12 protein-coding genes are annotated in these 13,050 nt (G+C 34.6%); 4 read left to right on the forward strand and 8 right to left on the reverse strand.

The features are described from left to right. Positions 1-47: 47 nt before the first annotated feature. Entirely contained in the window at positions 48-977 is a 930-nt protein-coding gene (locus LG296_RS10240; RefSeq protein WP_107933390.1) for an alpha/beta hydrolase, read from the reverse strand. Between the two features lie 182 nt (positions 978-1,159). Then, the gene (locus LG296_RS10245; protein ID WP_107933389.1) at positions 1,160-1,786 is read right to left on the reverse strand and encodes a cupin domain-containing protein; all 627 of its coding nucleotides are present in this window, start codon (positions 1,784-1,786) and stop codon (positions 1,160-1,162) included. 317 nt (positions 1,787-2,103) lie between these two features. Here LG296_RS10245 and LG296_RS10250 point away from each other — a divergent pair, with 317 nt between their 5' ends. After that, complete coding sequence (locus LG296_RS10250; RefSeq protein ID WP_107933387.1) at positions 2,104-2,544, forward strand: CotD family spore coat protein; 441 nt, start codon at positions 2,104-2,106, stop codon at positions 2,542-2,544. 128 nt (positions 2,545-2,672) lie between these two features. Here the strand turns inward: LG296_RS10250 and LG296_RS10255 are convergent, their stop codons facing one another. The 3 genes from LG296_RS10255 to LG296_RS10265 all read right to left on the reverse strand — a co-directional run bounded on the left by LG296_RS10255 (position 2,673) and on the right by LG296_RS10265 (position 7,037). Then, positions 2,673-3,821: a toxic anion resistance protein gene (locus LG296_RS10255; RefSeq protein ID WP_107933385.1), complete on the reverse strand. Its 1,149-nt coding sequence runs from the start codon at positions 3,819-3,821 to the stop codon at positions 2,673-2,675. A gap of 195 nt (positions 3,822-4,016) precedes the next feature. Then, on the reverse strand, positions 4,017-4,799 hold the full coding sequence (locus LG296_RS10260; protein WP_107933383.1) for an SDR family NAD(P)-dependent oxidoreductase: 783 nt from the start codon (positions 4,797-4,799) through the stop codon (positions 4,017-4,019). A gap of 78 nt (positions 4,800-4,877) precedes the next feature. Continuing rightward, positions 4,878-7,037: a DUF2339 domain-containing protein gene (locus LG296_RS10265; RefSeq protein WP_251399944.1), complete on the reverse strand. Its 2,160-nt coding sequence runs from the start codon at positions 7,035-7,037 to the stop codon at positions 4,878-4,880. Positions 7,038-7,515: 478 nt separating this feature from the next. On the opposite strand from LG296_RS10265, the gene LG296_RS10270 reads away from it, so the two are divergent. Then, complete coding sequence (locus LG296_RS10270) at positions 7,516-7,911, forward strand: hypothetical protein (RefSeq protein ID WP_146223200.1); 396 nt, start codon at positions 7,516-7,518, stop codon at positions 7,909-7,911. A 66-nt stretch (positions 7,912-7,977) separates the two neighbouring features. Here the strand turns inward: LG296_RS10270 and LG296_RS10275 are convergent, their stop codons facing one another. Continuing rightward, complete coding sequence (locus tag LG296_RS10275) at positions 7,978-8,082, reverse strand: YjcZ family sporulation protein (RefSeq protein ID WP_107933377.1); 105 nt, start codon at positions 8,080-8,082, stop codon at positions 7,978-7,980. A 158-nt stretch (positions 8,083-8,240) separates the two neighbouring features. Further along, positions 8,241-8,399 carry a YjcZ family sporulation protein gene (locus LG296_RS10280; protein ID WP_107933375.1) on the reverse strand — a complete coding sequence of 53 codons (159 nt, stop codon included), beginning with the start codon at positions 8,397-8,399 and terminating at the stop codon, positions 8,241-8,243. Positions 8,400-8,841: 442 nt separating this feature from the next. Between LG296_RS10280 and serC the strand changes: the two genes are divergently transcribed. Together serC and LG296_RS10290 are read left to right on the forward strand one after the other, a co-directional pair. Further along, positions 8,842-9,936 (forward strand): 3-phosphoserine/phosphohydroxythreonine transaminase, encoded by a 1,095-nt coding sequence (serC, locus tag LG296_RS10285; RefSeq protein ID WP_107933373.1) that lies wholly within the window; start codon positions 8,842-8,844, stop codon positions 9,934-9,936. 308 nt (positions 9,937-10,244) lie between these two features. Beyond that, positions 10,245-11,162, forward strand: a complete 918-nt coding sequence (locus LG296_RS10290) for a cation diffusion facilitator family transporter (RefSeq protein WP_107933371.1) — start codon at positions 10,245-10,247, stop codon at positions 11,160-11,162. 314 nt (positions 11,163-11,476) lie between these two features. Here the strand turns inward: LG296_RS10290 and proS are convergent, their stop codons facing one another. Then, a complete protein-coding gene (proS, locus tag LG296_RS10295) occupies positions 11,477-12,913 on the reverse strand; it encodes a proline--tRNA ligase (RefSeq protein WP_107933369.1) in 1,437 nt (478 codons plus the stop codon). Positions 12,914-13,050 lie beyond the last annotated feature (137 nt).

Below are 13,050 nucleotides of genomic sequence, written 5' to 3' on the forward strand. Positions count from 1 at the left end.
ATCATAAAAAAAGAGAAGCGAATCTGCTTCTCTTCTATATAACAAATTTACCTTCCCAGAAATCCTTTTATCTTCTCCATTGTTTCCTCAATTTCCTTACTGAAATAATCATTTTTTGTAAAATAGCTATGTACTAAACCTTTTGCGATGTGTAAATGAGCACGATTATCAAAATCTTTAAGTTTTTGTGCATAAGCTATTCCTTCATCTCTTAATACATCATTTTCTGCAACGATGATAAAGGCTGGAGGTAAATCTTTTAGATTATCTGACTTTAACGGCGCTACATAAGGATGGGTTTTGTCTTCTTGCTGTTGCAAATAATATTTTGCAAACCATTCCATATCCTTTTTCTGCAACCCGTAGCCTTCTGCATATAGGTGATACGAATCAGTTGAAAATGACAGGTCAGTTACTGGATAAAGTAAAACCTGTGATTTTATTGCTACAGGTCCTTCAAGTTCTTTGTTTATAATTGTCACAACTGTCGCTAGATTGGCTCCAGCACTATCACCCATCACATTTATTTCATTTGCTATCCCATTTAGTGCTGATGAATTACCTGCTGTCCATAGAAAAGCATCGTATGCATCGTTTACTGGAATTGGAAAAGGATTTTCTGGTGCCAATCGATAACCAACTGAAACGACAATTGATTTAGTATCTGCTGAAAGCTGCTGGCAGGTTGCATCACAGGTTTCAATATCGTTTATAACCCATCCTCCACCATGATAATAAATAATGATTGGAAACGGTCCATTGCCAACTGGACTATAAATTCTTAATGGAATATGTTCTCCATCCCGAACAACAATTTGTAAATCTTCAATTTTTTCTAGCGATACTTTTTTCCATAGCCTTGTTTTCTTAGTCTTTGCCCGGGATCTTCTAACTTCAACAGGTGTATTTGTATGTATGGGACTAAGCTTGTTGACAATTTTCAAATATCTTCTTGTATTCTCCAATAAATTCATCATTATAATCACACTCCTTAAACTTAAAATCAATTCCTATCAATTTACTTTGCATTAATTATAAGTAAAATAATAGGAATTATCAAATTTATTTTCCAAAAATGAAACCTTCTACTGATAACTTTCCCTTAAACCATTATTTCTTAAACAAAAATAAAAGACATGGATCGCCCATGCCCTTTTTACTATGAATAAAACGGATAGTTCTTTTGTGGATGATTAATAGGCATTGAATAATGAGTTGTATGGGTTTGATGTGGTTGTTGATAGTGGTAATTTTGATGGCAATCCTTATATGATCCTATAAACGTTGCTGGCTTAACTGGTGCAACTGCTTGTTTCCACTGTTGTTCATCTATACAATATGTTTTTGCCATGATACTTGGTGGAGTAAATTTCAAAAGATCAGACCCCAATATCACTTCAGGGGTATTCGAATCAAAAATAGCCAAAAAATGCGTATGATCAGACTGTGCTTCAATAAAATGCCACCAGCCTTGCGGTACATTTGTTACTTGGCCAGGGTAAATTGTAAATTGCATTAATTGCTTTAAAAATGGGTTAAAGATAGAGACTGTGGCACAACCAGAAATACAATATACTAATTCTGCTGCATTTTGGTGGTAATGAGGCTCAACAATATTTCCTTTACTTAAAAAAGTGTCTAACATTGAAAGATTTTTTAATGAGTTTAATTCATTCACACCCAAAACATTTATAAAATTATGTTGATCCTTTTTAAATAGCTGGCTTTTGTTTATGTCAAACGAAAATTGAATCGATGGTGAAGAAAAATCAATTGATGAACTCATCTGTACGTTCTCCTTTGTTGAATTATTAATAAAAAGCAAACCCCTATAATCTAGCAGAATACAAAGTAGCAATAAACACTGCGAACAATATATATGACTTAAATCTGCCTTCATCCTCAATTATAATATGTAGTTTTTCAATTTAGGTTCTTGTACAAGTAATGTAGTCTCAAAAAGAAAATTATTACTGTATTTATAGAATGATAAATCAATTTCTCAACTTCTTCTTCGTTAATAGGTAATTTATCTAGTTCACTTTCTCTCTTTTGAATAGATTAGTAATGCACTAAATATTTAAAAAGAGGAGGGAAAAGGTCATGAATCATCGTCATTCTTGTGGAGGTCGTTGTAATAATCCAATTTGCTGTCCTCCAAATGTGTTTCCAACACAAGTTGCACCAGCACGAGTGTCACCAACTCAACAAGTGGTAAGAACAAACGTTTTCAACACAGTTGTACCACATTACCATCCAGTTCATACGACAACTGTTAACAGACACAACACGCACAATCAGCATTTCTTCCCACGAACACAATCAACTGTAAATGAGTTTTCTGAAACTCAGCAATTCTTTCCACCTTTCAATGCAGGTAATTTAGGAACTACGAACACAGTTGGTACTACTGGCAACATGGGTACAACAGGTACTATGGGTAACATGGGTAACATGGGTACTACTGGAACAATGGGTACTATGGGCAATATGGGTAATACTGGTTTTACAGGCTTCCCAGTTCCGAGAAGAAGATTTTTCTAATATCTAGTTTTAGAAGGACCTAGAAATACACACCTCGACCAATATAGGTCGGGGTGTTGTTATTTACTTGAATTCTAAGAAAAAAATAGATTACCTTCACTGAAATGTGAACGGTAATCTATTTTTCATTACATACGTTTTAGTTTCTCATACTCGAGCTGTAATTGTTCAATACGTTTTCTTCCCTCTTCACGGTTACGAACTGTTTCAGCTTGAATTTGTTTTGTTTCTTCAATACCAGACATAATTGTCTGCCAAGTTGTTTCAATTGTTTCGATTTTAATACTTGGATTACCAGCAGATCTAGCAATTTCAACACTGTTTTGACGAATGTTTTCCGCATTACGAATAAGCATCTCGTTTGTACGCTTATCAAGCTCATTCATAGAGTCCGCCACTAATTTTTGACGCTGAATTGTTACTGCATGTATTAATCCTTGTTTAAAAATTGGAATTGTCGTTACAAATGCAGAGTTAATTTTCCCGATTAAATGATTGTTTCCTTGTTGGATCATACGAATTTGAGGTGCCGCCTGGAAGGATACCTGCTGTGCCATCTCTAAATCGTACCTGCGCTGCTCTAAGAGTTCCATATTTCTTTTTAGCGTTTCCAACTCCATGATTGCTTGCTGATCGCCTTCATTTGCACGTTGTTCAAGTGATGGAATGAGCGGCTGAAGCTGTTGCAGTTTCACTTCGATGGCTGCAACGTGTTCGCTTAAACTTTGGAAATAATTAAGATTTTGGTCATACATTTGCTCAAGCTCAACTGTATTTCGCTTCATCTCAAGCTCATATTTTTGGATTTCATTGTATATAACATCAATTTCTTTATTCATCGTGTCATATTTCGACAGGATTTTTTCTAGCTGCTCTTTACCTTTGTTAAATAAACGTTTTAAAAAGCCACCCTTTTTCTCTTCCTTAAAATCCTGAGGGTCAAAACGATCCATGATTTTATTTAAATTATTAATAAGCTCACTGGATTTTTCAAGCTTACTTGTTTTAATAGAAGCAAGCATTTTATCTGAGAACTTAGAGATTGCCGTTGCGGTTTCTTTACCGAATTCCAATACAGCAATTTGATTTTTAGCATCGATTTTCTCAGCTAGAGCCTGAACTTGAGGCTCTTCCTTTAAAGCAAGCTGACGTTTTTTAATTTGAGATAATTCTTCCTTACTCACAAGCTGCTGCTGTGGTATTTCAGCAAGGCTATTATTTTCTACATTTGTTTTTGAGTTCAAATCGTCAAATAATGGGTTTTTAAGTTCTGACATTGAAATCCCCCGTTCCATTTATTGTTATATCTATAAAAGACATAAAACACAGTTAACATTAATGATGTACAAATAATGCTTATAAAAAACATACGAAATAGAATTGAAAAAGTTTCAATTAAATAAATTCGTCAACATTCAGCTATGTAACTAATAATCCTGCTTTTATGAATAGCAGGATTATTAAAGTTTCAACTATAAGGCTGCACCAGAACCACCATCAATATTAACAGCAGTGCCCGAAACATACGAAGCAGCATCTGAAGCTAAAAATGCAATAACTTTTGCCGCCTCCTCAGTATTACCTATACGTCCTAAAGGAATGGTTTTCCCCACTTCCTTAGAATACTCGTCCCAAGTAGCATTAGGCATTTCATTGTGCCATTTGTCTTCAATTTGCTGACTTCTTATTAAGCCGATACAAACAGAGTTTACACGGATATTATATTTTCCTAAATCTTTACTCATCGCCTTTGTTAATGCAAGGCCAGCTGAACGACTAACAGTTGTAGGTAAGCTATTTGCCGGCGGAGTTTTTGCTAAAACCGCAGTTAAATTAATAATTGAACCACCGTTTTGTTCCTTTAGATAAGGTAAAGCGTATTTGGAGCAGTGAATTGCTCCAAATAACTTTAAATTTAAATCAGAATGCCATAAGTCTGTATCAACGTCCTCAAACGAATTTGCGGAGGATGTGCCCGCATTGTTGATAACTATATTTAACTGACCAAAATGAGCAACTACTTCTTCTATCAAACTCTTACAATCTGCTTCTGAAGAAACATCTGCCGATACAGTCAAAACCTCTTCGCCAGTTTGCTCCTTGATAAATGCCTGCGCTTCTTTTAGCGACTCTTCGCCTCGAGCTGCAATAGCAACTTTAGCTCCTTCTTTTACTAGCTGTAAAGCTGTAAATAAGCCAATTCCTTTGCTCGCTCCTGTTATTACCGCAACCTTATCTCTTAGTCCTAAATCCATATACAAAAGCTCCTTTAAATTTCTATACTAGTTAAATTATATAAGAAATTGACTATGTTGTGTGAATTTTCGAACCTTTCATTCATTTTTCGTGTTTTTAGATATTAATTTACTTGATAGGAATAACCCAATACCGCCAATAACCATAAATAAAAATGCTCTAATTACTAGATTTAAAGAATCAAGATCTGAGAATACAAGCTTTAAAATGGCAATGGCAAGAAGCGTGTACCCCAAAGCTTTTACTTTACGTAATTCCTTAGTTGAACTCATCCACAGAGACATCGTTGCAGTTACAAAGAGTAATACTGTTTTTCCTGTGACTACGAGATAATAATTTACAGTACTATCGAATTGCAGCTGACTTAATAGAGAATATAAAAGCAGCAATGCTCCTACCATAGCTACCGTTAAAAGACCATCTATATCTATTTTCAAATGGGAAATCCAAGTTTTATATAAATATCCCTTCATATAAATATCAACAATAATCGCTATCACGATTAATGCATATACAACACGAACTAAAAGATTTAACCATATATCGACTCCCTCTACAAAATGTGTTGGTATGTGATTAATGGAGGTTATTAGAAATGCGAAAATCAAAATATATTTAAGCACTCTACCAATAAGCTTTTCGGAAATAAATAATGAAGCAAGCATAACAACAGCCAGTACAATGGCTGTGATATATGCATTATTATAAGCTATATAGGTAGTGTCGAAATTATACATGTATATAAAGAAGTATAGTGCTATGAAAATCGGATATATATCAATTGAAAAATTTAATTTCGCTTTACCTTCTTCATTAAACTCCAAGATAGTTAGTCGTTTTAAATAAAGGAACAAAACTATTAAGTAAATGAAAATCAGTAGGTAATTTAAATGCTCCATTGTCCAAAATGGCGTAATATCATCTACTATCAAATGGACTATCACAAAAAAAGTAAATAAGATACTATACAAAATTTTCATGAGATTCGCATTAAGCTTTAGCCCAATCATTAAACCCAAAAATGCACTAAGTGGTAAAAGTACAATTTCTAAATGGTCTATCGCATTAATCACCATAATGATATTAAAGATTTTTAATAAGGAAAGAGTTCCTGCAATATCAACAATCCGCGACTCATTCCGCTTATTAGCAAATAGAGCTACGGTAAAGTAAATGGCCGTTAAAAACAGTAATGGGAATGTGGCATTATCCGCGATGAAATTAATCAAAAGTATTGTAAACCCATTAAGACTAAATAAGAAGCCTTCATGAATCGCTCTCCATTTGCTAAAAGGTTTATATAATTCCCACCAGACAAGAAGCAAAATCATGTTCAAAAGGATGAGGCTAATTACGTACATGCCTGCACTGTCATCATTTAAGCCCCATATAATATGGACAGCAAGCATAGAGAAGATAAAAGACGTATACATAGTAATCGATTGATTATATTTAACAACAACGAATTGCATGAAGCCGTAAACTATTAGAACATAAAGTAAAATCATCATTCCATTGAAATCCATATATTCTAGTAGGTATGGTAATAGTAAGGATGTAAAAATAACGAAAATCGAAAGCACTTGATTTTTCTTAACATAGCAGATGGTCACCCCGTAGCCAATATAAACCAGTGCTAACAATAGAGCGAAATACAACCCTAAAACGTCATACAGTATGGCCCCAGCAGCAGTGGTTAAGATCCCGATGATAAAACCTCCACCATACAGCACGACGGTAAATATCTGGGAAGAATCCGGCTTTCTTAAATCCAAAATGAATCCGATTATGATCAAGCCAATAGACAAACAATATGCCAGCACTATTTTCAATCCATTTGACAGTAATCCAAAGTCACTAATTACTTTAAGTCCCCATAATACTCCCAGCACCAAAATAACCATAAAAATTTTCGGCAATAGCCATAGAATCATTTCTTCTAAGCTCCGTTGTTTCTTCGATGGAGGTGGTGTAGGTTTTTTTAGATTTGAAGATTGCACTTGTTGCGGTACATCTTTTTTATTAATTTGGTTTTTGTTTTTTTTGGAGGCTGCTTTATTTAATTTGATTAAATGATTTTCTTCTTCCTCCGGCGGGTTTTGTTTTGGAGTATCAGGAGTATTGATGACTTCCTCTTTAAAACCATTTCCCCCTCTTTTAAGTTCATCTAGCTCTAGACGTAGCGCTCGAACTTCTCCCTCTAACCTCTCGATTCGCTTATCCGTTTCTTTTTCCATTCAAGTACCCCTTTATTTATTTTTCATTGCTATTCCATTGTAACTGAACTCAAGTTATAGTGTGGCAAATTTTGGATTTTAAGACAAAGTATTATTGATACCTCTAGTTGAACTTATGCTACTGACCAATCTATGTGAACAAAAAAATGGATTTTAAAGCTTTAGGCTTAAAAATCCTGGTGAATGGTGCCTTGCATTTTGAGGTGGAGGGTTTGGGATGCATCAAGTTGTAGGTTTCTTAGCTAGCTTGTGGGTTCATCCGCTTTATGAAATGCATGGCGCCTTTTGTTCAGTTATCCAGAACTGAATCCTTACTTCGTCAATTGCTACAAAAATTGAATTATACAATTCCCATTAAAGCTTCTGTTATTTTCATAAATCCCGAATTTTTTATGTATAAAGCCCCTATGGATAAGCCCTTTCTCTTCCCTAATCAAATTCAGCGTTTTATAAAAAACTTAATATTCAACAAGCCAAGTTGACTGAAGATCATGAGAAAATTGGTGAAATGTTGGCTTCTCTACATATAAAGGAGAATCCTTATCAACACCTACCCGTATATGATTATAAAAATTTACAAAAAGGGTTGAATTGTGCGAAATGTGCTTCATTTTTTTTTAAGATTACTCATTTGAAATGTCAATGTTTGGATTGTGGCTACCAAGAGCTAGTGGAAAAAGCAATTATAAGGAATGTAAAACAGTTTAGACGTCTGTTTCCTAATGAAAAACTAACGACAAATAGAATTGCTGAATGGTGTCAAATTAATCCAAAACAATGGATTCAAAGAACTTTAAAAAAGAACTTTATTAGGAAACCAGCAGTGGACTTACTACGAATAAAACCGTACAAAAAAAGTAGACAAAGTCGTTAAAAACAACTTTGCCTACAACATAACGGATTTCTTTTTAAAATCCGTATTTTTTGGCACCTACTTTGATTAGTTGCCGAAGTAGTAAGCACCAACAATAATTAAAAGGATGAATAACACAACGATTAACACGAACTCGCTATTATTTTTAGAAAAACCGCCGTTGCAATGCATACATTTTCTCCCCCTTTGTTCGATATACCTACAATTTATGTAATTGGCTTTTTTATGACAGGGACAAATGCTGAGTTTTTAGGGAATAAATTAAAATTATAAGAAAAAAGTGGATTCTACAGATGAGAATCCACTTCCTGCTTTATTTCCATTAATAATTAGTAGCCACCACTACCATTGAAAAATGAAGCACCAACGATAATTAAAAGGATGAATAGTACCACTAATAATGCAAATCCGCTTCCGAATCCGCCAGTACCAGCTCCAGATCCACCGCCGCAATAGCTGCCTGCTCCACCTACGTTAGAGTATCCCATGTTTTAACCTCCTTTCAGCTCAACTATTTATATCTTATGTGCCGATAAAAAATAGGATATGGACAACTGTTTAGTTTCTGTTGAAAATAATGAATTTTCATTTCAAGCTAGAAAATTTATGAGATTTTCTTATATTAATAAATGCCATGACCAACCCGTCAAGCCAGGACAAATGTCTATAATTTTGTAATTTGTAACATAAAAGTTATAAATCTATCTTAAATGGCTTTTGAATTTATTTCGTTCCTTTGTAAAACTAGATACTTATATACCTGGAAATTAGAAGTTAGCCTTCCAAACTGATGAACAAATTTACTAGATATAAACACAAGTAAAATTAAAATGTCGAAAAATTCATCATTTTATAAAAAATCAAATCCATTAGTCAAAAAAAGGTATATAATCAATATATCAATTTATTATTTTCTAGGGAGTGTTCAATTTGATTACAACAAAGCGTGCCTTCAATTTTAATGCGGGTCCATCTGCTCTACCACTTGAAGTTTTAGAAAAAGCACAGAAAGAACTAGTAAATTTTAATAACTCAGGCATGTCAATTATGGAAATGAGTCATAGAAGCAAGGATTATGAAGCTGTACATAATGATGCTATTGCACGTTTGAAATCCTTGTATTCGATTCCAGATAACTATGAGGTCCTTTTCTTACAGGGTGGCGGTAGTCTTCAGTTTACAATGGTGCCTATGAACCTCTTAAAAGAAGGACAAACTGCTAGCTATATCTTAACTGGCTCTTGGTCTGAGAAAGCGTGGAAGGAAGCAAAGCTTTTGGGAATTACAAAAGAAGCTGCGAGTACTAAAGGCAATGCTTATCGCAATATCCCAGCATTGGATGACATTCAATTTAGTGATACAGATGCTTATGTACACTTAACTTCGAATAACACTATATTTGGTACTCAGTGGAAAGATTTCCCTCTAACAGGTAATGTTCCACTAGTCGCAGATATGTCGAGTGATATTTTATCTAAACCAATAGATGTAAGCAGCTTCGGCATAATATATGCAGGTGCACAAAAGAATCTTGGACCTTCTGGTGTAACGATTGTCATTATTCGAAAAGATTTACTTGAAAATGCGAAAACAGACATTCCAACAATACTTAAATATTCTACTCATGCAGATTCAAATTCTTTATATAACACGCCGCCAACATTTGGTATTTATATGTTAGGTGAGGTTTTAAAATGGGTGGAAGAAAAAGGTGGATTACAAGCCATCGAAAAAAATAATGAAGAAAAAGCGAAGTTAATTTATGATGTAATCGATAATAGCAATGGCTTCTACACTGGTCATGCAAGCAACGAGTCACGCTCACTTATGAACATTACATTCCGTGTTGCAGATGAGGAGCTTGAAAAGCAATTCCTTGCAGAAGCAAAAGAAGCAGGCTTTGTTGGATTAAATGGTCACCGTTCAGTAGGTGGTTGCCGAGCTTCAACTTATAATGCTGTGCCTTATGAAACATGCAAGGCTTTAGCTGATTTTATGATCGCATTCCAAAACAAAAATCATTAATTTAATTAAATTATGAAGAAGGCCCAATTAGTTTTGGGTCTTTTTTTATTTAAGTAAATGATAGAGTTCGATTGAACATGTCCTATAAACAAAACTAGCCCTCTCAAATGTTTAATCCTGAAGCAATCTATTAGAATGGAGTTTTAATAAATCTTTTTAACCACATTTTCTATATTAATAGTCATACAGAGTTTATAAACCGAATACCTTTTATAAATAACAAAAATAATAGGTTTCTTAAGAGCGGATGAATTCATTCTAGCATTAGCTACTTTCCTCTCTTCGATAAACTATAATGGAGGACAATTATGGCTCATTCTCATTCTCATACCCATCATCATCATACAAAAAATAAAAAAGCATTACTTATAAGCTTTTTCATCATTGCATCCTTTGTAGTAGTTGTTTTTGTAGGGGGTCTATTAACCAATAGTTTAACCCTTCTTTCAGATGCCGGCCATATGCTGAGTGATGCATTATCTTTAGGTATAGGCTTGCTTGCATTTAAATTGGGAGAAAAAGCTGTGAATAGCAATATGACCTTTGGCTATAAAAGATTAGAAATTTTAGCCGCTTTATTTAACGGCCTTCTTCTAATTGGTATTGCATTAGTTATCATCTATGAAGCTTTTAAAAGGTTTGCTAATCCTGAGGAGATTTCGAGTCTTGGTATGCTTGCTGTAGCAATTACCGGAGCGATTGTTAATATTATTGTTGCTTTTATTTTAACTAGAGGCGATACTAGCGAAAATATTAACTTACGAGCTGCTTTTATGCATGTCATTGGGGATTTATTAGGTTCAGTTGGTGCGATTATCGCTTCTATTCTTATCCTGTTATTTGGCTGGTCCATTGCAGATCCTCTAGCAAGCTTGCTTATTTCTATTATTATTTTAAGAAACGGTATAGAAATTACAACAATCTCCTTCCATATTTTAATGGAGGGTATTCCGATGAACATGGATGTCAAAAAAATTCGAGATGCTCTGCTTAATATTCAAGGTGTTGTAGGAATACATGATTTTCATGTATGGAGTATTACATCTGACTTTCCAACGGTTAGCTGCCACTTAGAAATTGTTCGAAATGAGCATGATAAAGTAATAAAGGATGCTCTTAAAATATTACATGATGAGTTCCATATTGAGCATGCCACAATACAAGTAGAACGTGTAAGTGCACAGCTTGAGGATTATGAGCACCATCGATGTAATTCATATACTTAAAAAAAGCGTCCTTTTATGGGACGTTTTTTATTTTCAAATGTATCAATTTACTAACACGAAGCAAACTGATAAGTGTAATTCATACTATTGGTAATTCTTTTCAATTTTCCTGCAACTAGAATTCAAATATATCTTAAGGGAGTTGATATGAATGACACAAGAAAGATTAGAATCATTAATCATGTCTCTAATTTATTCCCTTTGTTAAAAGAAAAAAGCTTATAGTATGAATTCAGATATCCGCCTATTATAGGTGGATATTTTTTTGCATATGAAGAAAACACTACCCAATTGAGTAGTGTTTTCTAGATTCCTTAGTAAGAGCGGCCAAACCAAACAGTATGTTTCGCGTCTTTACCACAGTTAACGCATGTATGTTTTTCCGTTGGAGGGTTAAATGGAATATTACGTGTTGTGAATTTTGTTTCATCTTTAACATTTGACTCACAAGCATCATCTCCACACCAACCAGCAAGAATCCAACCTGGAAGTGTATCGTTTTTCTCAGAATCAGCTAAGTGTTGTTTTAATTGATCTAAAGAATCGATATGTGTATGAGAGTTTGCATCACGGAATGCTTTTGCTTTTTCGAAAAGACGCGTTTGCATTACCTTTAATTCATTTTCGATTTTTTCTACAACAGAGCCTAATTCTACTGATTGTTTGTCAGCTTCGTCACGGGCTTTTAATAACACTTGGTTGTTTTCTAAATCACGAGGTCCAAGTTCAATGCGAACTGGTACACCTTTTAGTTCCCATTCATTGAATTTGTAGCCAGGTGATTGATCTGAATCATCAAGACGAACACGGATACCTTTTGCTTTTAGGCTAGCATAAATTTCATCTAACTTTTCTATAATTGCAGGGTTCTTTTTCCATGGACCTACTGGAATTAACACTACTTGAGTTGGTGCAATAGTTGGAGGTAAAACAAGACCTTGCTCGTCCCCATGAACCATGATTACAGAACCAATTAAACGAGTAGATGTACCCCAAGAAGTTGTATGAACATATTCATGCTTGTTTTCTTTGCTCAAGAATTTAATATCGAAGGCTTCAGCAAATTTTGTACCTAGATAGTGAGAGGTACCAGCTTGAACAGCTTTTCCATCCTTCATCATCGCTTCGATTGAATACGTATCAACCGCACCAGCAAAACGTTCTGAAGGAGTTTTTTGACCATCATATACCGGAATAGCCAAGAAGTTTTCTACTACTTCTTTATAGATATTTAACATTTGCATTGTTTCTTTACGTGCATCCTCCTCATCAATATGAGCAGTATGTCCTTCTTGCCATAAAAACTCGGAAGTACGGATGAACGGAAGTGTTTTCTTCTCCCAACGGAATACGTTTGCCCATTGGTTGATTAATACTGGTAGATCGCGGTAGCTTTTAATCCAATCTGAATATAAGTGACCGATCATTGTTTCAGAAGTTGGGCGAAGTGCTAAACGCTCTTCTAATTGCTCCCCTGCTGCTTCTGTAACCCAAGGAAGTTCTGGTGAAAATCCTTCGATATGATCTTTTTCTTTTTGGAAGAAAGATTCTGGAATCAACATTGGGAAATAAGCATTTCGGTGACCTGTTTCTTTAAAACGACGATCCATTTCACCTTGAATATGCTCCCAAATCTCATATCCATCTGGTTTAAAGGCGATACACCCACGTACTGGTGTGTAATCCATTAAATCTGCTTTTTGAATTGTGTCAATGTACCATTTCGAAAAATCATTTGTTTGTTGTGACATCTTTTTTCCTCCTAAAATTAAAACTTGGCAATTCACATACCTTTAAGGTGCGATTTGTCCTAGTTTTGTGCTGTGCAGATATGAAAGCTTTAAAGTTTCATATCCACTAAAAACAATTTTGATGTTTGCTATCAGTG

Origin of the sequence: Ureibacillus chungkukjangi (assembly GCF_044795995.1) — a bacterium.
Taxonomy (GTDB): Bacteria; Bacillota; Bacilli; order Bacillales_A; family Planococcaceae; genus Ureibacillus; species Ureibacillus chungkukjangi.

Excerpts from the sequence above, each read along its gene's own strand:
- LG296_RS10240 (WP_107933390.1), bottom strand. The coding sequence starts at position 977 with ATGATGAATTTATTGGAGAATACAAGAAGATATTTGAAAATTGTCAAC.
- LG296_RS10245 (WP_107933389.1), bottom strand. The coding sequence starts at position 1,786 with ATGAGTTCATCAATTGATTTTTCTTCACCATCGATTCAATTTTCGTTT.
- LG296_RS10250 (WP_107933387.1), top strand. The coding sequence starts at position 2,104 with ATGAATCATCGTCATTCTTGTGGAGGTCGTTGTAATAATCCAATTTGC.
- LG296_RS10255 (WP_107933385.1), bottom strand. The coding sequence starts at position 3,821 with ATGTCAGAACTTAAAAACCCATTATTTGACGATTTGAACTCAAAAACA.
- LG296_RS10260 (WP_107933383.1), bottom strand. The coding sequence starts at position 4,799 with ATGGATTTAGGACTAAGAGATAAGGTTGCGGTAATAACAGGAGCGAGC.
- LG296_RS10265 (WP_251399944.1), bottom strand. The coding sequence starts at position 7,037 with ATGGAAAAAGAAACGGATAAGCGAATCGAGAGGTTAGAGGGAGAAGTT.
- LG296_RS10275 (WP_107933377.1), bottom strand. The coding sequence starts at position 8,082 with ATGCATTGCAACGGCGGTTTTTCTAAAAATAATAGCGAGTTCGTGTTA.
- LG296_RS10280 (WP_107933375.1), bottom strand. The coding sequence starts at position 8,399 with ATGGGATACTCTAACGTAGGTGGAGCAGGCAGCTATTGCGGCGGTGGA.
- LG296_RS10290 (WP_107933371.1), top strand. The coding sequence starts at position 10,245 with ATGGCTCATTCTCATTCTCATACCCATCATCATCATACAAAAAATAAA.
- proS (WP_107933369.1), bottom strand. The coding sequence starts at position 12,913 with ATGTCACAACAAACAAATGATTTTTCGAAATGGTACATTGACACAATT.